The organism is Virgibacillus sp. GM2-2 (assembly GCF_055329585.1).
This window is the reverse complement of record NZ_JBUZWC010000008.1, coordinates 1-22870: the sequence shown is the minus strand read 5'-3', so window position 1 is coordinate 22870 and position 22870 is coordinate 1. Positions and strand designations below refer to the sequence as shown.

The 22870-nt window shown below is 36.7% G+C and carries 23 protein-coding genes; 7 read left to right on the top strand and 16 right to left on the bottom strand.

Features of this window, described 5'->3' with window-relative positions:
• Positions 1 to 144 precede the first annotated feature (144 nt).
• From ACY9Z2_RS11055 to ACY9Z2_RS11030, 6 genes are all read right to left on the bottom strand, one after another.
• On the bottom strand, positions 145 to 1263 hold the full coding sequence (locus tag ACY9Z2_RS11055; RefSeq protein ID WP_463609698.1) for a nicotinate phosphoribosyltransferase: 1119 nt from the start codon (positions 1261 to 1263) through the stop codon (positions 145 to 147).
• Between the two features lie 103 nt (positions 1264 to 1366).
• The gene (locus ACY9Z2_RS11050; protein ID WP_463609697.1) at positions 1367 to 3547 is read right to left on the bottom strand and encodes a DNA translocase FtsK; all 2181 of its coding nucleotides are present in this window, start codon (positions 3545 to 3547) and stop codon (positions 1367 to 1369) included.
• 1085 nt (positions 3548 to 4632) lie between these two features.
• A complete protein-coding gene (ytpR, locus tag ACY9Z2_RS11045; RefSeq protein WP_463609696.1) occupies positions 4633 to 5235 on the bottom strand; it encodes a YtpR family tRNA-binding protein in 603 nt (200 codons plus the stop codon).
• An 18-nt stretch (positions 5236 to 5253) separates the two neighbouring features.
• A complete protein-coding gene (locus ACY9Z2_RS11040; protein WP_463609695.1) occupies positions 5254 to 6057 on the bottom strand; it encodes a DUF1444 domain-containing protein in 804 nt (267 codons plus the stop codon).
• Positions 6058 to 6081: 24 nt separating this feature from the next.
• Positions 6082 to 6399, bottom strand: a complete 318-nt coding sequence (locus tag ACY9Z2_RS11035; RefSeq protein ID WP_463609694.1) for a thioredoxin family protein — start codon at positions 6397 to 6399, stop codon at positions 6082 to 6084.
• A gap of 51 nt (positions 6400 to 6450) precedes the next feature.
• Positions 6451 to 6993: a hypothetical protein gene (locus tag ACY9Z2_RS11030; protein ID WP_463609693.1), complete on the bottom strand. Its 543-nt coding sequence runs from the start codon at positions 6991 to 6993 to the stop codon at positions 6451 to 6453.
• 167 nt (positions 6994 to 7160) lie between these two features.
• On the opposite strand from ACY9Z2_RS11030, the gene ACY9Z2_RS11025 reads away from it, so the two are divergent.
• Positions 7161 to 7601 carry a YtoQ family protein gene (locus ACY9Z2_RS11025; RefSeq protein ID WP_463609692.1) on the top strand — a complete coding sequence of 147 codons (441 nt, stop codon included), beginning with the start codon at positions 7161 to 7163 and terminating at the stop codon, positions 7599 to 7601.
• Between the two features lie 29 nt (positions 7602 to 7630).
• Here the strand turns inward: ACY9Z2_RS11025 and ACY9Z2_RS11020 are convergent, their stop codons facing one another.
• Together ACY9Z2_RS11020 and ACY9Z2_RS11015 are read right to left on the bottom strand one after the other, a co-directional pair.
• Positions 7631 to 8140, bottom strand: a complete 510-nt coding sequence (locus ACY9Z2_RS11020) for a DUF84 family protein (protein ID WP_463609691.1) — start codon at positions 8138 to 8140, stop codon at positions 7631 to 7633.
• Positions 8141 to 8229: 89 nt separating this feature from the next.
• Entirely contained in the window at positions 8230 to 9294 is a 1065-nt protein-coding gene (locus ACY9Z2_RS11015; protein ID WP_463609690.1) for a M42 family metallopeptidase, read from the bottom strand.
• A 174-nt stretch (positions 9295 to 9468) separates the two neighbouring features.
• Between ACY9Z2_RS11015 and ACY9Z2_RS11010 the strand changes: the two genes are divergently transcribed.
• Complete coding sequence (locus ACY9Z2_RS11010; protein WP_463609689.1) at positions 9469 to 9783, top strand: PepSY domain-containing protein; 315 nt, start codon at positions 9469 to 9471, stop codon at positions 9781 to 9783.
• 41 nt (positions 9784 to 9824) lie between these two features.
• Here the strand turns inward: ACY9Z2_RS11010 and ACY9Z2_RS11005 are convergent, their stop codons facing one another.
• On the bottom strand, positions 9825 to 11639 hold the full coding sequence (locus tag ACY9Z2_RS11005; RefSeq protein ID WP_463609688.1) for a DNA ligase D: 1815 nt from the start codon (positions 11637 to 11639) through the stop codon (positions 9825 to 9827).
• A gap of 728 nt (positions 11640 to 12367) precedes the next feature.
• On the opposite strand from ACY9Z2_RS11005, the gene ku reads away from it, so the two are divergent.
• Entirely contained in the window at positions 12368 to 13207 is an 840-nt protein-coding gene (gene ku / locus ACY9Z2_RS11000) for a non-homologous end joining protein Ku (RefSeq protein WP_463609687.1), read from the top strand.
• Positions 13208 to 13401: 194 nt separating this feature from the next.
• Here the strand turns inward: ku and ACY9Z2_RS10995 are convergent, their stop codons facing one another.
• Both ACY9Z2_RS10995 and trmB read right to left on the bottom strand, forming a co-directional pair.
• Positions 13402 to 14256: a YtnP family quorum-quenching lactonase gene (locus ACY9Z2_RS10995; RefSeq protein ID WP_463609686.1), complete on the bottom strand. Its 855-nt coding sequence runs from the start codon at positions 14254 to 14256 to the stop codon at positions 13402 to 13404.
• Positions 14257 to 14446: 190 nt separating this feature from the next.
• Positions 14447 to 15082: a tRNA (guanosine(46)-N7)-methyltransferase TrmB gene (gene trmB / locus ACY9Z2_RS10990; protein WP_463609685.1), complete on the bottom strand. Its 636-nt coding sequence runs from the start codon at positions 15080 to 15082 to the stop codon at positions 14447 to 14449.
• A 100-nt stretch (positions 15083 to 15182) separates the two neighbouring features.
• On the opposite strand from trmB, the gene ACY9Z2_RS10985 reads away from it, so the two are divergent.
• Positions 15183 to 15467 carry a YtzH-like family protein gene (locus tag ACY9Z2_RS10985; RefSeq protein ID WP_463609684.1) on the top strand — a complete coding sequence of 95 codons (285 nt, stop codon included), beginning with the start codon at positions 15183 to 15185 and terminating at the stop codon, positions 15465 to 15467.
• Here the strand turns inward: ACY9Z2_RS10985 and ACY9Z2_RS10980 are convergent.
• The 3 genes from ACY9Z2_RS10980 to thpR all read right to left on the bottom strand — a co-directional run bounded on the left by ACY9Z2_RS10980 (position 15459) and on the right by thpR (position 18151).
• The gene (locus ACY9Z2_RS10980) at positions 15459 to 16274 is read right to left on the bottom strand and encodes a phosphotransferase family protein (protein WP_463609683.1); all 816 of its coding nucleotides are present in this window, start codon (positions 16272 to 16274) and stop codon (positions 15459 to 15461) included. The genes ACY9Z2_RS10985 and ACY9Z2_RS10980 overlap by 9 nt on opposite strands.
• Before the next feature lie 397 nt (positions 16275 to 16671).
• Positions 16672 to 17571 (bottom strand): NERD domain-containing protein, encoded by a 900-nt coding sequence (locus tag ACY9Z2_RS10975; RefSeq protein WP_463609682.1) that lies wholly within the window; start codon positions 17569 to 17571, stop codon positions 16672 to 16674.
• Entirely contained in the window at positions 17564 to 18151 is a 588-nt protein-coding gene (thpR, locus tag ACY9Z2_RS10970; protein ID WP_463609681.1) for an RNA 2',3'-cyclic phosphodiesterase, read from the bottom strand. Before thpR ends, ACY9Z2_RS10975 begins: the two co-directional genes overlap by 8 nt.
• A 171-nt stretch (positions 18152 to 18322) precedes the next feature.
• On the opposite strand from thpR, the gene ACY9Z2_RS10965 reads away from it, so the two are divergent.
• Entirely contained in the window at positions 18323 to 18541 is a 219-nt protein-coding gene (locus tag ACY9Z2_RS10965) for a DeoR family transcriptional regulator (protein WP_463609680.1), read from the top strand.
• A gap of 41 nt (positions 18542 to 18582) precedes the next feature.
• Here the strand turns inward: ACY9Z2_RS10965 and ACY9Z2_RS10960 are convergent, their stop codons facing one another.
• Positions 18583 to 19287 carry a pseudouridine synthase gene (locus tag ACY9Z2_RS10960; RefSeq protein WP_463609679.1) on the bottom strand — a complete coding sequence of 235 codons (705 nt, stop codon included), beginning with the start codon at positions 19285 to 19287 and terminating at the stop codon, positions 18583 to 18585.
• 18 nt (positions 19288 to 19305) lie between these two features.
• Positions 19306 to 20922, bottom strand: a complete 1617-nt coding sequence (locus ACY9Z2_RS10955) for a putative polysaccharide biosynthesis protein (RefSeq protein ID WP_463609678.1) — start codon at positions 20920 to 20922, stop codon at positions 19306 to 19308.
• A gap of 260 nt (positions 20923 to 21182) precedes the next feature.
• Between ACY9Z2_RS10955 and ACY9Z2_RS10950 the strand changes: the two genes are divergently transcribed.
• The gene (locus tag ACY9Z2_RS10950) at positions 21183 to 22457 is read left to right on the top strand and encodes a BaiN/RdsA family NAD(P)/FAD-dependent oxidoreductase (RefSeq protein WP_463609677.1); all 1275 of its coding nucleotides are present in this window, start codon (positions 21183 to 21185) and stop codon (positions 22455 to 22457) included.
• A 90-nt stretch (positions 22458 to 22547) separates the two neighbouring features.
• A complete protein-coding gene (locus tag ACY9Z2_RS10945; protein ID WP_463609676.1) occupies positions 22548 to 22712 on the top strand; it encodes a hypothetical protein in 165 nt (54 codons plus the stop codon).
• Positions 22713 to 22870 lie beyond the last annotated feature (158 nt).

Here is a 22870-nt window from a genome sequence, read left to right as displayed (position 1 = left end):
TTATCGCCAAGCTTTATTGGTGAAGCCTTCGTTTCACGGATACTGATATCCTTAGAACTTATAGTATCAGTGTAAATTTAATTATTTCATTATTATAGCAAAACATGAATAGGAATAAAATAATATGTTTGAATTTATCTCTTATTACTCGTTTCCTTGTTCACTATAATCTACTCGTTCTAAACGTGGGTTAGGTCGGTACCTTCTACCTTCTTTTGCTGCCGGAGTACCATTAAGTAATACATTATCACCAGTAAATCCAATATTAATTTTCAATAGGCTACCACCGACACCGTACATATCAACTGGTACACCTAGTTTTTCAAAATGCTCAATCCGTTTCTCCGTGAAACCGCCACTAACTACTATATTAACGTGTGGATATCCTTCTTCATCTAAAGCTTTTCGCAGTGCAATAATTAACTCAGGACTTACGCCTCTAGGATCAAAAGTACCCATTAAATGGTGGTTTCTAAGAAAATATTTATCAACAAGTGTTCTTGATGTATCAACGCGTACACCTTTTAAATCCTTACCAAAAACACGGGCCACCTTTAATGCGTCAGTAATTACATCATTATTATAATCTACTAATGCTACAAGGTCGTCTTCTGGATACATTTCATGATAAGCCTGTGATGCCGCTACTACATCACCTCGGAACATTTGAATCATCGCATGAGGCATCGTCCCCATACCTTTTTTACCCCACCATTCATTCATGGCATGTGTTGCTTGAGCTGTTGAGCCTCCAATAAATGCTGCATATCCATCTCCGGCCTGCTGGGTAAAATGATCATCTCGGTCTCCCATAAAAATGATTGGTTTTTGTTTTCCAGAAGTTCTTGCTGCTTTTACGACATTATATACATTCGTAGCTACGGATGTTCTTCTGGCCAAAATACCATCCACAATACCTTCTAGAAATCCAAAATCCTGATATGGTCCAGCTATTGTCAAAACTGTTTCGTACGGACTAATTTTATCTCCGTCTTTTAACGAGTGTATTTCTAATTCTGCCGGATTATTAGCAAATGTATGTATTAGAGCAATTGCCTCGTCACTACCACACAATACGGCATCATCTTTTTGAAAAAATTGCATAGTAACATAATTATTTGGTAATTTCTTTTCAACCATTTCTTTCGTTTTCAAAAAATAAACAGCAGAAAACCAACCTTCTTTGATACGCTTATCAAATTTGAATGTTTTATTTGTTAGACGATTGATTTTCCCTTTTAATTTTTGTTCAATTTCTTTCATTACGTTTTCTCCTTAAGAAGCGCTCATTTATATTTATCATAGTAAACATAGCCGAAATCCACAAGCAAAAACGCATATTTCAGCGTTTTTGCATACCGTAGGATTAATCATTAAGTTGTTGTGCTGAAATCAAAATCTCACGTGGCTTACTACCGTTTTGTTCAGATATGATACCTTTCATCTCCATCGTATCCATTAACCTTGCAGCACGATTATAACCTATTTTGAAATGACGTTGCAGTAAAGACGTACTTGCTCCGTTTTGTTTTACTACAAATTGGATTGCATCAGTTAATAGATCATCTTCATCGTCTTCGTCCAGCATTACCTGATCGAGAAGCTGTTCTTGTTCGAACAAATAATTTGGTGGTGCAACGGAACGAATGTGTTTTGTTACACGTTCAATCTCATCATCAGATACAAAAGCTCCCTGAAGTCGTACACTTTTCCCGGAACCATTTTCTACAAACAACATATCACCTTTACCAAGTAGCTTTTCTGCGCCATTCGTATCAATAATTGTACGAGAGTCCACTTGAGATGAAACACTGAATGCAATTCTGGTCGGAATATTAGCTTTAATAAGACCAGTAATAACATCGACAGACGGGCGTTGTGTAGCAACTAATAAGTGCATTCCACATGCACGAGCTTTTTGAGCAATTCGACAAATGGAATCCTCCACATCTTGCGGTGCAACCATCATTAAGTCTGCCAACTCATCAATTACGATAACGAGAAATGGTAATTTTTCTTCTGAGCGTCCTTGTTTAACCATTTTTTGATTGAACCGCTCTACATCTCGTACACCCTCTCGAACAAACTTTTCATACCGTTCTTCCATCTCACTAACTGCCCACTTTAGCGCCATTGTTGCGGCTTTCACATCCGTAATAACAGGTGAAACAAGATGTGGAATTTCATTGAAAGGTGCAAGCTCAACCATTTTTGGGTCAATCAATAAAAATTTAACATCCTCATGGCTAGCTTTGTAGAGCAGACTAATTAAGATTGTATTGATACATACACTTTTTCCTGATCCAGTTGCTCCAGCAATCAATCCATGAGGCATCTTTTGTATATTTGTAATCATTGGAGTTCCTTCGATATTCAAACCAAGTCCAACCGTCAATGGAGAGCTACTTTGTTGGAAAGCTGATGTTTCAAAGATTTCCTGTAGTCCAACCATTTGTGGTGAACGATTCGGAATCTCAATACCAATCGTATTTTTCCCTGGAATTGGAGCTTCGATTCGAATATCTCTTGCTGCCATATTAAGCTTCAAATCATCGCTTAGATTTTTTATTTTACTTACTTTCACCCCAATTTCTGGTTGCACCTCAAATCGTGTAACAGCAGGTCCCTGGGTTGCATTTACAACTTGCGCGCGAACATTGAAATACTTCAATGTTTTTTCCAACAGTTTTTGTTGTTCCTGTACCCAAAACTGATCTTGGTTATCCTTGGGAGATGGATCATTTAACAAATATTTTGGTATCTCAGACGATTGATTCGATTGTTCTCGTATTGGCTGGTTTGTTGGTTTATTACTTTCACGTATTGGTTGACTTGTAGATTTATTTCTTTCGCGTATTTCTTGCTTTCGTTTATCATTAGCAGACATCATTACATTAAACGGAAGTGCTCCTGATTTTCTCGCATCCTTTGAAATCGGATTTCGTTTTTTAAATTCTTTCCTAGACGTTGTAGTAGGATTATCAGATTTAACCACTTGTTCTTGTGTCGATTCTACTTTTTTCTTTTCATTTTGCTCTGTTTGCTCCATTGCAATCGGTTGTTCAGGTGTTGATTCCACACGTGGTGGTTCTTTTTCAACTTCAACACTAGTTTGCATTTCTTGTTGTTCCTGCTTACGGATAAACGCTGGTACTTCCTCTACCTCTTTACTTTTTTTACGTTGCTGATAACCGTAAATAGGTGAAGCAACCTGTGTTGGTTTAAACGGACCTCGATCCTGTTGGATAGATGGTCTTTGTTTTCGCTCAAGATCTTGATTGTCCCTATTTTTTTCCCGTTTAAAATCATTACTTTCGCGTCGTTGAAATGCTGGTGTATCCATTGTTTTGGGATGTTCCACCTTATCAGGTATGACCGGGAAACGGAATGATTTATTTTCAGGATATTGATATGCAATCTTTGTGTCTATATTATCATTTGATCGTATTCTAGTTTTCGAATTGTTACTCGGTTGAACTTCTTCATCGTCATCTTCTTCTACTACAGTAAAAAGGTCCAGTATTTTTTCTTTCCATTGGCCCCACATAACGTTCACTCATTTCTAAACTCAGTATTATTTCTATTCTATCAGTTTTTGATTGTTTTTTTTAGTAGCTTCACAAAAAATAGACCGTATTCTAAAAGATTGTTGTTTTTAGTACTGTATCCGTAAACTGCGAACTAGTGAAAATTCAAGCAGCATCGACCGCTACGGAAAAACAATGCGCTTTCCGTGGGCAGCTGATGAGCCTCCTCGAGCTTACGCTCTGCGGAGTCTCATCTAGGCTTCTGCTCCCACAGGACAAGGAAAGCTGCCCCGAATAGGCATCGCACGAAGAAAAAGCGCTTTTCTTTTTCGAGGAGTCTCCGCGTTTTTCCTCCGCTAGATTTGTGCTGCATAACACATTATTATTAACCCTTGATGGAAAAAACATTCTATTTTGGCAGTTGATCTTCGCTGCGGGCAGTCGACTCCTGCGGGAACAGCGCGAGCTGAAGACCCCGCAGAGTTGTAATAGTGAAGGCCGACTAAAACCGTCCTTTGCGGACAACGTCGGTATACCCCTTGCCGGGGCAAGGAGGCTAAAGCCGTGCCCGCGGAAAGCGACTGTCCGCAGCGGAAATCAACGTTTCTGTTACCATAGACTTAAATTTTCACTAGTTCGCAGTTAACTTCAACTGTGAACTAAACATTCTGAACGAATAGTACGCCAAGAACACTACTTGATATCGGACTGAGGATGCCTTATTTACCTTATTTACCTTTAATTTTGAGGGTTAACGGACACACGATGCCTTATTCAGCTAAAAAACATTAATTTTAACTGGTTTTACCCAAATAAGGCATCCTGAGTCCGATAACAACCGCATTTACCCTTATTTTTCACAAATAAGGAATCGTGTGTCCGTTAACTGACATCCTGCACGCAATCATTCCAGTACGCTTGAAAATGTTCCTTCACTAGCTTTACCCGCAGCGGTAATCAGCGTTACTGTTACCATAAGCATGTATTTTCATTAGTACGCAATATACTTCAATTACGAGTGGAATAGCATAAAGCTTACTAAAGGAAAAGAGCCAAAAAATAAAACAACCCTTGCCAGCACAATGTGACTTAGGTTGCTCTTTTGTTAAAAATTAAATGCTTCACCCGTTGTGTACGATTCGTCTAGTACATAGATACCTTTTTTAGCAGGTGCGTTGGGAAGTCCTAATTCTTTTTGTGAGCATATCATACCGTTCGATGGCACCCCGCGTAATTTTGTCGGTCGTATTTTTAAACCACTTGGCATAATCGCTCCTACTTTAGCTACAACAACTTTTTGATTAACATCTACATTTGGTGCTCCGCACACAATCTGTACAGTTTCATCACCAATGTCGACTTGACAAACATTTAATTTATCCGCGTCTTCGTGTGGTTTTTTATCTTTCACATAGCCAACAACAAACGTTGGACTTAAATCCCAATCCATTGGATCATCTAGATTATTTTCTCTAAATAGATTTTCAATAACCTGATGCATTTCTTTCGTTAAAGTAATCTTACCTGTTCCCTCAAGATTAAAGTGTCTTGATGCCTGAAAAATATTATAGCCAAGTATAGTACCCTTTCTATCCGTAATTTTAATTACGTCACCGTATGCTTCATTGGTAATTTCGTAGCGATCGCCATCCTCAAAAGGAATGATCAAAACATCGCCAATTCCAGTTGGATTGTAAAATACATCCATGTCAAACATCCTTCCTTACTATTTTTCTGGTCTGTTTTTTGCAAGAATAAATACCGGATCGAGTTTCTTTTCATCATAAATAAAGGACAATGACGTGATTGGTATTCTACCTTCTGCGAAAAACTTCATTGTCATTTGTGCTAATATATCATACCCTGTTTTATTCTGAATGTCAGCAACGATTAATACATCTTGGTGAGGAACTGCTAATGCTAATTCACCTTTAGCATTTGCCTTCATCTCTTCTAAAAATGCTTCGTTTAATATTCTGCTCGCATCATATCCATCCTGATGTGCTACAAAATAAAAATCATTTTCAGCAACACGGTCTTTTTTCATGTCAATCTTTAATGAACGTATATTAAATGTTGCTATTTCATTCAGGCGTTCCGCTGAAAATCCTTCTTTTTCCAACAATGTTTCATCAATAAGGCGATAAGATTTTCCAAGATCTAGCGCGTAATAAATTCTTGTTTCAGCAGTATGTTCTTTTGTAATAAGCTTACTTCCTGCCTTTGTTTCAGTAGGAAAAGATGTCGCTCGGATAACAGGATAAATGTTTTTTTCCATCCCGGATAATTGATGTTCTTCATTCATAATGCGCAACGCTTCTGTGACATGATCTACCAATTCGTCAATTGCCTTTTCACCGTGTTCATTATACTTAGCAACTACATTTGGAAGCGTAATTGACATCCCTTTTTTTGTTGATTTCCACTCTACTCGAAATGTATCTTTGTCACGATTATACGAGGTTCTATAGTCATCATTTGTTAAGCGTTCTTCTAATATTTTCTTCATTTTCAGGCTAGTCATTTTCATATAATCGCCTCCTTCACAAAGGTTTTATTTGGTTAAACCTTCGATAAACTCCATTATTTCTTCTTTTGTTTTTCTTTCCTTACTTACAAATCTCCCAGCTTCTTCCCCGTCCGCAAACGCAATAAAGCTTGGGATACCAAATACCTCGTATTTTTGGCAAACATCAATAAATTGATCACGGTCGATTAATACGAATGTATACGTTGGATAGGCTTGTTCAATTTCCGGTAATACTGGCTCAATTACTCGGCAGTCTGGGCACCAATCTGCAGAAAATAATGCTATCACATTTTCGTTCTTTATTAATTCATATAATTGCTCTTCCGTTTGTAACGTTTTCATAGTTAAATCAACCTCCGTAACTATCATAGCCTTGTTTTTTGTTCTATTCAATTAAGAGGCATTTTCTGAGCTCTCATTCTTATCCGTTTCTACTATCGAGCGTGCAATCTTAATTAGATTTTTCGCATCATCTTCCATTTTACCTTTTTCTGTGTACGTAGTGATTTTCACACCACCTATACCTACCTGTAGCTCATACTTATCCTCTTTGCTATCTAGAATTCGTATGTATCCGAACATATTATTGTCTTCAAATGTTTCCAGTAATAGTGATTTATCACGTTTTGCAGACCGATAATTTAGTTTACTATCAGCTGATTCAAATTTATTGTAGAAAACAATATATGTTTGATCTCCATTTTTTAAAATGACATTACTTACGGAAGCTTCTTTTACTTCTAAGTCATCAGGAAGATATAACGAAAAGTTCTCAAGCGTTTTATTCGCAATCACTTCTTCCTCAGCTGTAAATGCCTTTTTAGCCACCTCTTCAGCTTCTTGAATAGCTTCTTTTTCTGACTTCATGCTACAACCCGAAAGCAATACAATAATTAAAAGTAATATAATAGTTAGACGATTTTTTTTCATTCGCACGTTTTCTTCCTCCTGATATCTAGTACTTTTTACCCTATTACGTATCATACTACGAAATAAAAAATTGACAAAGAAAATATTTTCCAAATTAACTAATCAAACCATTTTTCATTGTCCAATAAAACATTTATTATAGATGTAACAAATAAATTGTTGGAGGGACATATATGAATCTTACTGTATATCTTGCCGGACAAATTCACGATGATTGGCGTGAGGATTTAAAGAAAAAAGCGAAGGAGAGAGACCTTTCCTTAACATTTGTTGGACCGCAAACGAATCATGACCGTTCCGATAATGTTGGAGAAGATATATTAGGTAAGCAGCCCGGAAGCGTTTATAAAGATGATGCCGCTTCTAGCATTAACAATTTTCGTACGGAAGTATTATTGCAAAAATCGGATGTTGTCATTGCTTTATTTGGTGAAAAATATAAACAGTGGAATACGGCAATGGATGCGAGTGCAGCACTAGCGCTTAACAAACCTACTATTATCATTCGTCCGGAATCATTAATTCATCCTTTAAAAGAGTTATCCAATAAAGCAAATGTTACCGTTGAAACCGTTGATCAAGCGTTAGAAGTATTAGCTTACGTTTATGAATAAGCATTAAGCAGCGACTATTCGCTGCTTTTTCATTTGTGCTCATTCCAATATTCCCATTGGCCCCGAAGCAATGTGACGACATGTAAAAACATATTTTTTCTAGATACCAAATTATTGGTGAATATCCCAATAGCTCCTTCCTTGTGTCGAACTCCTTTTTTTCTGACAAAAGCGTCCATCACATCACCTAATTCAGTTCCATTTCTTAACGGTTCACTTATTTCTTTTGGAAGTAAAATCCGCGCTCCACTTGCAGTATGTACGTTATTATTTTGGTCAACCATCGCTCCCCAATTACATAAAAAGAGTTGTCCATCTATATCCATTACACCGCCTTCGAGTCCGATTCCCATTGCACTTGTATCTGTTGCTAAACAAGCCTTCGCACGATTGATAGCCCCTAGCCTTGTTTCTTCATCTGAGAATGGTTGTGCTGAAACAGATGATTCCGCGGCATAACTAATTACTTGCGCTGATGGAAACACGTCGGTAACTGCAGCAATTTTGGTTTTATTTTTTGATCCAACTACGAGCTTCATTAACTTTCATCCCCTTTTTGAACAACATCCTTTAGTAAAACTGCCACAACATGAATATGAAGTGGCAGTTTTACTCATATGTCTATTTGCTATTTGCTCCTAATTTGCTCTACTGTGTTCTGATCAGTTGTTTTGACTAATTTAACAATCAATTCTTTTGCTGCTGCATAATCATCTACATGGATCATTGATGCAGAAGTATGAATGTAACGAGAACAAATTCCGACTACTGCGGAAGGGACTCCATCATTAGAAAGATGAACACGACCTGCATCTGTTCCTCCCTGTGAGATGAAATATTGATATGGAATATTATTTGATTCGGCAGTATCTAAAATAAAATCCTTCATTCCTTGGTGTGTTATCATCGAACGGTCAAATATTCGCAGCAATGCGCCTTTACCTAACTGACCGAATTCACTCTTGTCACCTGACATATCATTTGCAGGTGATGCATCTAGTGCGTAAAAGATATCTGGTTTAATCATATGTGCAGCGACCTGTGCTCCCCTTAAACCAACTTCTTCTTGAACCGTTGCACCTGAATACAATTCATTAGGTAATGTTTCCCCTTGCAACTCTTTCAATAGCTCAACTGCAAGGCCACATCCGTACCGGTTATCCCAAGCTTTTGCTAGAATTTTTTTATCGTTTGCCATTGGTGTAAACGGACAAATTGGTACGATTGCCTGTCCTGGTTTTACACCAATCTTTATTGCGTCCTCTTTATCGTCTGCTCCAATATCAATAAGCATATTTTTCATTTCCATTGGCTTTTTCCGTTGTTCTGGAGTTAAATTATGCGGAGGAATGGAACCAATTACACCAACAATTGGACCATTTTCTGTCATGACTTGGACACGTTGTGCAAGCATGACTTGATTCCACCAACCTCCAAGTGTTTGGAAGCGTAGCATACCGTTTTCCGTAATTTTTGTAACCATAAATCCAACTTCATCCATATGTCCTGCTACCATGACACGTGGACCATTACCTTTTTTCACCCCAAATACTCCGCCAAGATTATCTTGGATAATTTCATCGGCATATTTTTCCAATTCACCTTTCATAAATTTACGAACTAAATGTTCATTCCCAGGTGCCCCTTGTAGTTCTGTAAGCGTTTTAAATAGTTCCAATGTAGCTTGCTTCATATAATTTCCCCCATTCGATATACTATGTACAGGTTACAGTATAACGGAAAACAATATAGACTTTCCACCATACAACTCTCTCGACGTAATATTTTCTATTTGAATGTATTTACGTTATACTAATTTTAATTAGAAAACTTGGCTAATTCAAACATATATATGAGGTGATAAAGAATGAGTGTAAAAAAAGCAGCGCTGGCAGCTGGCATCGGTGTGGCAGTCGGTTATCTAGCGAAACAACAAATTGATAATTACCAAAAAGTCACTCCTGAAAAAGCGTTAAATCAAGCGAAGGAAACATTTAAAAAACAAGGTCCAATAAGTGGATCATGGATTTACATGAAACCAGAGGAAGTTGAAAAAAACGGACTTCTTTATACAGCCTACCGCGGTGGTGTAACACGAAATATTGATGGTGAAAATAAACAATATGAATTCTATGTGGATGTGGAAACAGGTGCAGTAATCGAATCTGTCCAAACAGCATAGGAACAAATAGTGCAACGCCATCCAGTGGCTTGCACTATTTTTTACTGTAATAATTGAAATAGTTTATCCATTTTTTGTTGCTCTCCAATTTCAAAGTAGTCAGCAAAGGGGCAACCGTTCAATTGCACCCGTTTTACTACATTATTTACAGTAAACATCTCTGGCTCCAATTCCTCTGTTACTTCATCCCAAAACAATGGAGTAGACACCGTAGCAAATTCATTCTTTCGAGGTGAATAGGGAGTAACGATTGTTTTATCTTTTCCATGCTGTACATAGTCCAAATACAGTCGCTCTTTTCGATTCTTTTTCATTCGCTCTGTTGTGAAAAATGTTGGATACTCTTGCTCAATTGTCCAAGCAATAGCCTGTGTAAAAACCCCAGTCTCTTCGTATGATAGACTATCTGCTGGAATTGGAATGTGGACCTGCAATCCTTTACTACCTGATGTTTTAACAAACGAAACGAGGTTTAAGTCGTCAAGCAATCCCTTTAAAATCGTTGCCGCTTGAATAGCTAACGGAAAACGCTTCCGGTCCGGTGGATCAAGATCAAATACAATTTCGTTTGGTTTCTCGCTTTTAATCGTTTGAAAAGGGGTATGATATTCCAATGCACCATGGTTCGCAAACCATAATAGCGATTCCAACTTATCGCAAATGAAGAAATTTTCATCATTTACAGGATAGGTTCTTATGAATGATGGCGCATAATCTGGTAAATGTTTTTGAAAGAAAAATTCTTCATTTACACCGTCGGGACAACGAATGACAGTAAGAATCCGGTCCTTTAAATAAGGGAGCATATACGGAGAAATTTCTCGCATATATACAAGTAAGTCTCCCTTGGTGACATTTACTTTTGGCCAAAAAACCTTCCCAACCTTACTCGGTTCTACCTCCCTTGGTATCATGGCCATATCTACCCTCATTTTTTCATTTGTACATTCCATCGCATTTACATTCACCAGTAACTGATTGATTGATGGCTCCCTAAGCTCGTGTTTTACAAAATCAAGTGTATTGATTTCAGCACAAATTGCCGGCGGAAGCTTATAACCACTAGCTTGTTTCTCCCCCTGTGATGCAAAGAGCTCGTGTAACGTTTCTAGCTCCTTGCTGTTTACTCCATGCTTACATTTCCCTATTTCTATTAACTGATCATTTTCATAAACATTTACCGTGAAATACTCATTGTTTGTATCATAGAAATCAAGTATTCCATTGATTTTTCGCCAGTTTTTTATTTTAAACCAATCATTATGATGTTTCCCTGCACTATAGTAGCTATCATTTTTTTTCGCAATAATGCCTTCTCCTTTGCCATTGAAAACATCATTCCATAACACCTCTGGAATTGAATGAGAATGTACAAAACCTACAGGATTCCGATTAGAAATTTTGCAATTTAAATTTCCTTTTTTGAAAAAAGCTTCAAGCTTTTTTTTTCGTAGATGTAACGGGTTATTGGTTAAATCTTCAGATCGCTGTTGCAACATATCAAATGCAAGAAAAGATGCTGGTCTTTGTAGTGACGCTTGTTGAATGGTTTCTTTTTTGTTCAGACGTCCGCGAATTTGAAGAGCTGAAAAATTTGTTTGAAAAGAGTGATTAACGATAACCAATTCGCCGTCCAATTTTAGTGGCAGGAAATCGGTAATCTGTGCTTGTTTTTCTCTACAAAATCGAATAATTTCTGGAAACTTATCTGTTAGATCAACATTTTTACGACTCACTAAGCGAACCTTCTGCCCCTCCCAATGTAGCATACACCGGAAGCCGTCATATTTTACCTCGTAGATCCATTCATCACCTGTTGGAATACTTGTCTGAACAATCGGTTGCATTAATTTCATTCCACTCATCCCCCCTACTACTTAAATTGCTCATTTTGCAGAAAGTTATCAGGGAGGATTAAAAAAGCGCAAGCGCCCGTTTAGCAACGTACAAACTGGAGCACTCCGAAATGAGATAAAGGAAACATGCCCCTGCAAAAGGGGTATGTCGACGTTGGGCGGCAAGCCCGTTTTTAGTCGACCTTCCTTCGTAGTGAGCCGATGTTGACTTATCGCAGTGGAGGTGTGTGAAGTTTGGGGCTGCGCTAAATGCTCGCCCCACCAAAACATCTGCTAGTTGCTGGGCGCTGGAGCTAGACAGCTTCTCGTTTATACTTTCTTCGCTTTTTAAAAAGTTCTGCATTCACCCCGTCCTAAATAGCGAATGCCGATCTTTTTTTATAAGTTCTATCATAATTTATATTTTCTGACGTCATAAAAAAAGCTTTTCTTCACAAACTATAAGAAAAGCGCAAGCGCCCGTTTAGCAACGTACAAACTGGAGCACTCCGAAATGAGATAAAGGAAACACGGTGAGGTACGAGCCGATGTTGACTTATCGCAGTGGAGGTGTGTGAAGTTTGCTAGTTGCTGGGCGCTGGAGCTAGACAGCTTTTCGTTTATACTTTCTTTGCTCTTTAGAAAACTAGGCTTGTCGCCAAGCCATTATGGCGAAATCCTTAGTTGCACTTATGCAGTAAGATAAGATTTATACTTTCTTACCCGCTAAAATAAAAGGAGGTTTTTCCATGCATACGATGTGGAAAGGGACCATCAGCTTTGGCCTTGTAAATATACCTGTAAAAATGCATGCTGCCACAGAGAATAAAGATATCAAGTTACGTCAGTTGCATAAAGAATGCCAAACTCCAATTAAGTATGAAAAAACTTGTCCCAATTGTGACAAAGAAGTTACTTCAGAAGAAATCGTGAAAGCTTACGAATATGCAAAAGACAAATTTGTAATTTTAGACAATGAAGAATTAGAAGCTCTGCGGAAAGAGCAAGCAGACAAAGCTGTAGAAATTGTAGATTTTGTTAAGCTAGAAGAGATTGATCCCATTTACTTTGAGAAAAGCTATTACTTATCACCAAACGAAGGCGGTAGCAAAGCATATGGTTTGTTACGTTCAGCCCTGAAGGATACATCGAAAATTGGTATTGCGAAAATGATGATTCGTTCAAAAGAGCAATTGGCAGTTATTCGGGTTTATGAAAATACATTAGTCGTGGAAACCATTCACTATCCTGATGAAGTTCGTCAGGTGAAGGATGTACCGAATGTTCCCGAGGAGTCAAAAACCGTCCAACAAGAACTTGATACCGCTAAGATGCTTATCGAGCAACTTACATCAACCTTTGAACCAGAAAAATATACGGATGATTACCGTACAGCATTATTGGAATTAATCGAAGCGAAGAAGAACAATGAGGAAGTTGTCATTGGGGAAACGAAACAAAAACCAGATAATGTGACAAATCTAATGGACGCGCTTCAAGCATCCCTTGAAAAAGCGAAGAAAAACAAACCTAAACCGAAGCCCGCTAAACCAAAAACTGCTACGACGAAAAAGAAAGTTGCAAAGTAAAACTAAACAATCATTAATGAATATGACGCATCATTTAATTTAAGTAGAAAACTTCTTCATTCGAATGGCGAAGTTTTTCTTATAAGGTCTACCATAATTTATACTTCCTGACGATACAAAAAAAGCTACCCAAGTTACACTGTCCTATGTCTACTTAACATGAGGCAGTTCAATTGGGATAGCTTTTTTTGCATCTATTTATATTCGTGTCGCACACGTTCCACTGCATCAATTTTTTTACCTTCTTGATCAAACTTAAGTGCACGATAATATGCATCATGATAAAACGTATACCATGCTTTTTTTTCATAGCCGATATTCATCCATTTTTCTTTTTGATGAACAGACGTAACAGGATAGTCGTCATAGGCTAACGCCCACAATTTATTTTGATGTCCATGTGTTGGCATGATATCAGCCATATGAATAAACATATCTTCATCATCTTCAAAAACAATAATGCTGTGCCCATCACTATGCCCGCCTGTATGAAACATTTTTAATCCATCAGCAATCTGAATTTCATTTTCAAAGGTTTTAACCTGCTCTTGAACCGGTTTCCAATTCATTTCCCAATATGTATTAACCGAACGAATATTCGGATTACGCATTTCGTTCCATTCCACAGAAGAGGTATATATCATGGCATCTTCAAAAACTGGAATAAAACTATCCCCTGCTGGCTTTGTAAGTCCACACGCATGGTCAAAATGCAAATGAGTCATTAGCATTGCATCGATATCATTTGGACTTAACCCTAAATCTGCTAGTGATTGTTCTATGGAAGATTCTTCTAATACACCAAAATTACGAAGCTGTTTATCTGTCAGTTTCCCGTTTCCCATGCCGGAATCAATTAAATAATTTTTTCCATCCAATTGCAGTAATATAGGATCCGTTCTTAGTTCGACTTGGTTTCTATCATTAACAGGATACTTTTTACTCCATAAAGCTTTCGGGACTACACCAAACATGGCACCACCGTCTAAAAAATTTACGCCTCCATTTAACCATGTGAGTTTTGCTCGTCCTATTTCTAATGTTTCCATTGTATTCAGCCTCCCTTTATAGTAAGTCTAGCGAAATTACAAGATACCTGCAATTAGAAAAACTCACCCGCAGATATTGTATGATTTATTTTAATTGTTACTTCTAAAAAAGGCTGCTTTTAAAAATGAATGTGTTTTTGAACAAAAATCTATACGGTTGGAACCAAAAAGGTATTAACCATTTGTATGGCTAATGCCTTGCTTTACATCGATAAATTTGTTGACCTTTTTTGGAGAACTTTTCTTCATACTCGGTCATGACGTTCGTTGGGTCATCTATTTGGTGTAAATCAAGATTCACCTCTTCAAGCTGTAGTCCATATTTGGAAAAGCTAACGAGTGAATACTCAAATAACCCTCGATTATCCGTTTTCATGATTAATTCGCTGTCTTCAGCTAACAATTTTTCATACTGAGATAAAAACGTATGAAACGTGAGCCGTCTTTTTTCATGACGATTTTTCGGCCAAGGATCGGAAAAATTTAAGTATATTGTTGAAACCTCATCTTCAGCAAAAAATTCTAGTAAATTATTCGCATCCACATTGAGTAGTACTATATTTTTCTGGCTTGAATCAACCACTTTTTGTGTAGCAGCAACAATAACGCTTTTAGCTATTTCAATACCAATAAAATTAATGTCTGGAAATTGCTTTGCCATTCCAACGATGAATTGACCTTTACCAGTTCCAATTTCAACATGGATTGGATTTGTGTTTCCGAAAAATTCTTTCCAAGTACCTTTATTCTTTCTAGGCTCTGCGATGACAATTCCTGAATGTTCTCTCAGAAAATCATCAGCCCATGGTTTATTACGTTGTCGCATGATGCTTAGTTCCTCCAGTTAATACATAATTTTAATCATTTTTGTTAAGTATACTATATACGAATCTTGGTTAAGCTAATAAGTGAGGTGAAATGAGCACATGTTAACGGTTAATGACCAACTTATGGTTTTACATGATATATTAACAGAGCAGTCCGAGGAATGCTGTGCTGATATTAATGAATATAAACAAATTAAACGGATCATCCAAACATTAATGGCTAATGACAGTATAACGGATGAACAGTTATTGTCCTTGCTACCAGAAATATATAATTATGGAATACAAGGAGAGCAAGCTCAAAACTTAGAAGAGCATATAACAACAAACAAGGATAACATTGATACTTGGACTTCGCATATAAACCATTCTACATTAGAGTAAATCACGAACGTGAAGGTTTAATACATGAATATCTTTTAAGCGTTCATCCCTTTTTGTAAATTCGTTTCTCTGGTTATGCCAGTTCAAATAATACAAAGCATCGAGTATTAGATACCAATACATTCGTTTTATTAAATGATGATTGCTAGCGATTCCGTAATGCGCTAGCCACTCATCCCACTCTTCATGAGGAATGTACCATTTTAATACAAGACCAATATCAATAATTGGATCTGCAATCAATGCATTATCCCAATCGATTAAATACAACTGACTATCCTTCGTTAATAAAAGATTGTTATGGTTTAAATCACCATGACATACTGTTTGCTTTTGATTTTCTGTCAACGGTAAAAGAACCTCTAAGAAATAGATTGCAGATGCTACTTCTTCATCCAAATCGCTTAATTTATTTTGTATAATTTGTTTTTTTATATTTAACAAGCTTTCTTTTGGTGTGAATGGCTTTTTACCCATACGCATGAGCATGTGAAGTAGTTCCGATGAGTTATGAATCTTTTTTAGCAATGAAGCAACATGGTAATGCTGCATTTCAACGGCTTTAAGTTCACGACCCTCCACCCATTCTTGTGCTGTAATCACATCTCCATTTTCTAATCGCTTGGTCCAAACTAGTTTGGGTACAATACCCTCAGCAGATAAAACTGCTAAAAAGGGTGAAGAATTACGTTTTAAAAAAAGCTTTCGATCATCTTTTTTAGCAATATAAGCTTCACCAGTTAGTCCCCCGGCAGATTTAATATCCCATTCTTTTCCTAAAACAGCATTAAGCCAATTCACATTCATACCTCAAATCTGAATTATTTAGTCCAATCATTAATTTTAAATTGATTTTGTTAAAAATACAACCACCTATTTTTTAGGTTTCACTAAAACAACCGAGTTTTATTGCTTAGATCGTTTACAGTTTACACACGTGCCTGTTTGACCATCGATTTGATAAATCATAGGGCTTTTCGATTGTGTATATCTCCACTTCTTTAAAGTGAATATGTTTTCCAGTAAAGACCGTTAAAAATAAGGCTAGAACTCTTATGTTCGCTAGCTTTTTTCACCATGTCCAGGATATTCCGTAAAGAAGTATTTTGTTTCTATATCATGATACAGTCTACTTTTCTCTATAGGGAAAAGCTTTTTCACTCGTCCATTTCCTGCACAGGGGTTTACGATGAAAATATACATCTTACTTATCTTCATCCATGGTAAATGACGTCTCTTCTTCCCATTCAGGACGTTTAACCGATGTTGTTTGGCAATGCTTTAGTAAGGTATCGATTACTTTTAGCTGTCTGTTTTTTAACGGGGATACTAGTTTTCTTTTTTCATTAAACCATTGTTCATATTCCATTTTCCCTATAATTTTTGTATTATATGGCTCCGTATGGAAAACAATTTGATTTTCTTTGGATAACACGATTTTCTTAATTGGAAAATCAACTTGTTCAGTGGCTAGAATCCGCTTGATAATCTTTTCAGTACGCTTTAAGGCGATCAATGGACTAAGAATATTCGATTGAACTCCATTTACCTCTTTTATCCACGTACGGTCGTCTCCAGAATGGATTTTAACATCAGGCGACTCCTCAATCAGGTAAATTATTTCCATCCCGATTGGGCTAATCATGATTAATTCTCCATCCACTGGAGCATTTTTTATCGAAAAAATCGGATAGTACATGATTAAATACGTGTCAGGAAACCGTTGCAAAAAATACTTCAATACATGATCAGTTTCATACATTTGATTGATAAATGAAACATCCGTCACAGTCGACGTGGCCCACTTTAACTGAAATGGAAACAATTTATCTAAAAAATATTGCTTTAGCTGTTCCTCGGTTTTTGGTAGAGCATCCTCAAGGTCTTCGTTTTCTTCTTGTGTAGGGTCCCTTTTAATAAAGGATTTCCATCTCGAGTACAATGTTTCCTTTTCATTTGACTCTAGCTCATAAATTTCTTCCTGAGGTGTACGCCACAAATCAAAAAGCTTTTGCCAGTTTTCCTGTTTTAAACGAATGTACTGACTTGGATAACGATATGCGTTCCATTCATAACGTGAAATATAATCTTGTAATTTAATCAATTGTGCGATTTTCGTCACCTTCTTTTAACATATACGTTTCAACCGTCTCATATTTCGGGCTACTCATCGGATGGATTTGAAAAAGATTAATGCGGTCGACCGTAATAGTAAATTTTTCATGCTTAAACTCGGTTATAATAGTTGAAAGATCAACTTTTTGAGAAACGTCTTTCCATTTCTTTGCTAATGTAATATGAGGACGAAATGGTCGATTTTCTTTATCAAAGCCACTCGAAAACGCGCAAGAATCTACCAATTCCGCCAGTTTGCTTAATTGGTCTGACGATTCAACATACGAAAATAAAACACGAGGTGAAACTGGGTTTCCAAAATAATGTATACCATCTATTGTAAGTGAAAAGGCTGAGAGCTTTTCTGTTTTATGTAGCAATCTCTTCAATTTCATGATCTCGTCAGTTGAAACTGGACCTAGAAACTTTAAGGTAATATGAAAATCTTTTTTATGTGTCCATTGTTTATAAGAAAGGTTGTTTTTCAAAATCATTTGCCACTGGACTAATTTTTCTTTTAACTCCATCGGAAGTGAAATTCCTATAAAATAATGTGGGTTTTTCGACATAAAGACATACCTCTTTCTTCTTTCATCGTATGAAATAAGGAAATTTTATATATATTTTTCCCAAAGTTTTAGAAATATAGCTTTTAAAATAAACGAAAAACATTTAAAATATAAGTAACGTCGTAGATTCATTGCACCACATGTTTAATGATTTCATTAAGGAGTGGTTATTTGGATTATTCAACATCCCGAAAGCTAACAAGAGTGAAGGCCGTTTATTTCTACATTAAAGAAAGCGGAATGGTAACGACACTTGAGTTAGCGGAAGAGTTTGATACGACTAACCGGACGATACAACGAGATTTACATGTATTAGTGTATAATGGTCTTGTTAGTAGCCCAACTAGAGGCAAATGGAAAATCACAGATAAAAAAGTAGTTAACTCATAATATAGATATAATAAGGCTGACGACTTGCTCGTCAGCTATTTTTATACAATGAGATTTAGTTCTTTTTCTGTTAACTCTCTATACTCCCCTAATCCCAATGCAGGGTCTAATATAAGTGGTCCCATCTTTAATCTTTTTAAATATGTTACTTTTTTCCCAATAGCTTCAAACATCCGTTTAACTTGATGATATTTTCCTTCTGTAATTGCTATTTCTATTTCCGAGGAAGTGCTAGCTGATAAAATAGTTAACTTCGATGGTTTTGTATGATATCCGTCTTCAAGTGTCACACCTTCTGAAAATCGCTCAATATCCTCCTGTGTAACTTGACCATCGATTTTTGCATAATAAACTTTATATATATCCTTTTTTGGTGAGGTGAGCCTGTGTGCTAACTCACCATTGTTCGTTAAAAGTAGTAAACCTTCCGTATCTTTATCTAATCGTCCAACAGGAAAAGGTTGAAAATGTTGAAGCGTATTGGATAAAAGATCAACCACTGTTTTCTCCTTATCATCCACAGTGGCCGATATTACTCCCGGTGGTTTATTCATCATTACATAAATATGTTTTTGATAATGAACCGTTTCATCGCCAACTTGAATTGTATCAGTAGATGGATCGACATGGACACTACCATCTTTTACAATCTTATCATTTATGGAAACCACTTTTTGTTTCAAAAGTTGTTTAACATCCTTACGACTTCCATATCCCATATTCGCAAGTAACTTATCAAGACGCATACGATGGAACTCCTCCTTTTAACGCCCAAATATACGGTCTAACACACGTACCTTATTTCCCAATGTACGTTCTAACAATGTAGAGTGGTAACCTAACCATAAGTAAACACCGCCACCAAATATAACACCAACAACAAGCATTATAATTGCTGCCCATCTGTCTTCCTCGAAAGGAATAAAAGTTCCTAATACTAATTTAGATAACCATAAAGCAACAACCATAAATAAACAAAAGATACACACTAATAAAGTTCGTTTAAACAATTGCTTAAATGAAAAATTAATTGCTGTATGAATTCGCCATAAGTTGAGTGCAACCGCAGTTGTAACAGCAAGCGCAGTACCAAAAATGGCACCTTTTGCACCAAACATATGAATTAACTGTATGTTGAACAGAATTTTGATTAATAATCCACCAGACAAGCTAATTAGTGCAAAACGTTGTTGGTTAATTCCTTGTAGTATAGACGCTGATACTAAAAACAGCCCAAATAATAAACCTACCGGTGCATACCAGCCCAGTAACGATCCTGTAAGATCAATACGATACATTCCATACAATGATCCATAAGCTACGTCGGAAAGCATAGAAAGTCCAACTACCGCTGGAACAGTCAGTACAATAACGATTTGCAAGGCCTGATTGATTTGTTTAAATAAAAGTGTCTTATTTTTTTCATTAAATGATTTTGTAAGAGCAGGTAAAATTGCTAGGGATAATCCCGTTGCTAATGTAACAGGAATAATTACTAACTTATGTCCGTATAAATTGATTGCGCCTAAAGCTACTTTTGCAAGGTCTTTTAAACCGATAGCAGTCATCGCTCTATCAAATGTAAACTGGTCAATTACTTGATAAAGTGGTGTAGCAATTCCGACTAATACAAATGGTCCAGCGTACTGAAATAGTTCCTTAAATAATTCCATAGTTGGAACAGTACTTCGTATCCTTTGTTTTTCAATGTTTTGGTATATAAACGACTTTCGTCTCCGCCAGTAAAGATACAACACTACACAAGAACCCAACCCTCCAATAAATGCTGCAAATGTTGCAAACCCGACGGCAGTGGCTTTACTACCACCAAGTACCTTAATAATAATAAATGCTGCAATTAGCAAGAAAACTATTCGAACTATCTGTTCCACTACCTGCGAAACTGCAGTTGGCCCCATTGACTGATATCCCTGGAAAAAACCACGTACTATACTCATTGCCGGAATAACAATAAGTGCAAAACTAACCATTTTGATCACGGTTGTAATGTTAGCAAGTGAGACTAATCCTTCCTCTGTTTTTGTTGTTAAGCCGGCTATGTATTCAGCTCCAAAGTAAAGAATTAAAAATGCCATAAACCCAGTTACAGCCATTAAAGAAATACCTGATTTAAATATTCTCAAACCCGTTTCATAATCCCCAAGGGCATTATATTTCGATACGAATTTAGATACCGCAAGCGGTACTCCAATAGTTGATATTGTGATTAATATATTATAAGGAACATAGGCATACGTAAATAATGTTCCACCTTCTTCTCCTACTAAATAGTTAAACGGGATAACATAAATCATCCCTAAAAATTTCGATAAAAATGCGGCACCTGTAAGCAACATGGTACCTTTGACAATATTCGACATAAATTCACCTGATTCTCATTTTTATAACACTTAATTCATTTTATCATATCTGATAGGTACAACGATAAAGATTACATAAAAATAGGTCAAATATACGAACGTTAATAACCCCTGATACATTATTCTCTATTTCGAAAAACTTGCTCTATCAGTGTTCAGTAATCGATTCGTGTGCACATTTCAATTCATTACCTTCGTAATTAAAAAATAGGAATTAGCTTAAATTAATGGTACGATACTAGCGAAAGGAATGAAACAAATTGACATATGATGTAACCGTAATTGGAGGTGGCCCTTCTGGTTTAATGGCATCGATTGCTGCTGCCGAAAATGGTGCCAAATGCCTCTTAATCGAAAAAGGAACGAAGCTAGGAAAAAAGTTAGCCATTTCTGGTGGTGGTCGATGTAATGTGACTAATCGACTCCCTGAAGATGAAGTAATAAAACACATTCCTGGTAATGGAAAGTTTTTATACAGCCCATTTTCTGTATTCAACAATTATGACATTATTGATTTCTTTGAAGAAATGGGAGTTAGGTTAAAGGAAGAAGACCATGGACGTATGTTTCCTGTTACAAACTCGGCAAAAACAGTCGTAAATGCTCTTATAAATAAATTAAATGAGTTAAACGTCACCATTCGAATGCAAACGGAAGTAAAAGCAATTCACTATGCTGAACACGAACACACTATCATATTAGCTAACAATGAAAAGGTTACAACAAACTCTGTTGTAATTGCTGTCGGGGGTAAGGCAGTACCGCATACTGGATCAACTGGTGATGGGTATGCATGGGCAAAAAAAGCTGGGCATACAATTACAGAACTCTATCCAACAGAGGTAGCATTAACCTCAAATGAACCATTTATTAAACAGAAACAATTACAAGGACTCTCACTTAGGGACGTTTCCCTTACAGTTTTAAACAAAAAAAACAAACCTATCATTACGCATCAAATGGATATGATTTTTACTCATTTTGGCATTTCAGGACCTGCAGTATTACGTTGCTCCCAATTTGTTGTTAAAGAGCTTATGAAAGGCCGATCAGAGGTAACAATGACACTAGATGTACTACCACATAAAAATGAAAGTTCTCTAATTGATGACGTTTGGGATATTTTGCAGGATAACCCTAAAAAGTCAATTAAGAATAGCTTTAAAGGACTAATACCTGAACGATTACTATCCTATCTTTTTGTAAAAAATAAAATAAATGAGGAACAAAAATCTGCATCAATTTCAAAAGAAGTTGTACGAGCAATCGTAAATGATATAAAACAATTCACATTCAATGTTGATGGTTCGTTACCGCTTGAGAAAGCATTTGTCACTGGTGGTGGAGTTTCCATAAAAGAAATTATTCCAAAAACAATGCAATCAAAAATCATGCATAGATTATTTTTTTGTGGAGAAATCTTAGATATTCACGGATATACAGGTGGATATAACATAACATCTGCTTTAGTAACCGGAAGGCTTGCAGGGAATAATGCCGCTATAGAAGCTAAAAACACAGCACGAATGGAATGACTTTCCGCGCATTAATTGTATTCATCGAGTAAACCTAATAATGTCTCATGACATTATAGAAGGGTTGAGATTTGTATGGACAGAAGCAATATGTGGGTACCACTTTTAGCATCAATTGGGGTCGGTGCAGCAACGTATTACACCATGACAAAAAATAACCAATCTCTTGGCCAAACCATGCAATCAGTGGTTCCGTTTGTTACACAACTAAGTGCTAAAGATAAACAAACGCTCGGGCCATATGGAATGAGCTAACACGAATACTACGAAAAGAAGGAGTCTCAATATTAGGGACTCCTTCCTTTTGTATAAATAAAAAAGCGAAGATCCATTTATAATGAATCTTCGCTTTATGTTTGCCTGGCGGCGTCCTACTCTTGCAGGGACAAAGTCCCAACTACCATCGGCGCTGG

Bases quoted from the DNA above. Each gene is read 5' to 3' on its own strand.
- ACY9Z2_RS11055 (WP_463609698.1), bottom strand. From the start codon at position 1,263: ATGAAAGAAATTGAACAAAAATTAAAAGGGAAAATCAATCGTCTAACA.
- ACY9Z2_RS11050 (WP_463609697.1), bottom strand. From the start codon at position 3,547: ATGTGGGGCCAATGGAAAGAAAAAATACTGGACCTTTTTACTGTAGTA.
- ytpR (WP_463609696.1), bottom strand. From the start codon at position 5,235: ATGGATGTATTTTACAATCCAACTGGAATTGGCGATGTTTTGATCATT.
- ACY9Z2_RS11040 (WP_463609695.1), bottom strand. From the start codon at position 6,057: ATGAAAATGACTAGCCTGAAAATGAAGAAAATATTAGAAGAACGCTTA.
- ACY9Z2_RS11035 (WP_463609694.1), bottom strand. From the start codon at position 6,399: ATGAAAACGTTACAAACGGAAGAGCAATTATATGAATTAATAAAGAAC.
- ACY9Z2_RS11025 (WP_463609692.1), top strand. From the start codon at position 7,161: ATGAATCTTACTGTATATCTTGCCGGACAAATTCACGATGATTGGCGT.
- ACY9Z2_RS11020 (WP_463609691.1), bottom strand. From the start codon at position 8,140: ATGAAGCTCGTAGTTGGATCAAAAAATAAAACCAAAATTGCTGCAGTT.
- ACY9Z2_RS11015 (WP_463609690.1), bottom strand. From the start codon at position 9,294: ATGAAGCAAGCTACATTGGAACTATTTAAAACGCTTACAGAACTACAA.
- ACY9Z2_RS11010 (WP_463609689.1), top strand. From the start codon at position 9,469: ATGAGTGTAAAAAAAGCAGCGCTGGCAGCTGGCATCGGTGTGGCAGTC.
- ACY9Z2_RS11005 (WP_463609688.1), bottom strand. From the start codon at position 11,639: ATGAAATTAATGCAACCGATTGTTCAGACAAGTATTCCAACAGGTGAT.
- ku (WP_463609687.1), top strand. From the start codon at position 12,368: ATGCATACGATGTGGAAAGGGACCATCAGCTTTGGCCTTGTAAATATA.
- ACY9Z2_RS10995 (WP_463609686.1), bottom strand. From the start codon at position 14,256: ATGGAAACATTAGAAATAGGACGAGCAAAACTCACATGGTTAAATGGA.
- trmB (WP_463609685.1), bottom strand. From the start codon at position 15,082: ATGCGACAACGTAATAAACCATGGGCTGATGATTTTCTGAGAGAACAT.
- ACY9Z2_RS10985 (WP_463609684.1), top strand. From the start codon at position 15,183: ATGTTAACGGTTAATGACCAACTTATGGTTTTACATGATATATTAACA.
- ACY9Z2_RS10980 (WP_463609683.1), bottom strand. From the start codon at position 16,274: ATGAATGTGAATTGGCTTAATGCTGTTTTAGGAAAAGAATGGGATATT.
- thpR (WP_463609681.1), bottom strand. From the start codon at position 18,151: ATGTCGAAAAACCCACATTATTTTATAGGAATTTCACTTCCGATGGAG.
- ACY9Z2_RS10960 (WP_463609679.1), bottom strand. From the start codon at position 19,287: ATGCGTCTTGATAAGTTACTTGCGAATATGGGATATGGAAGTCGTAAG.
- ACY9Z2_RS10955 (WP_463609678.1), bottom strand. From the start codon at position 20,922: ATGTCGAATATTGTCAAAGGTACCATGTTGCTTACAGGTGCCGCATTT.
- ACY9Z2_RS10945 (WP_463609676.1), top strand. From the start codon at position 22,548: ATGTGGGTACCACTTTTAGCATCAATTGGGGTCGGTGCAGCAACGTAT.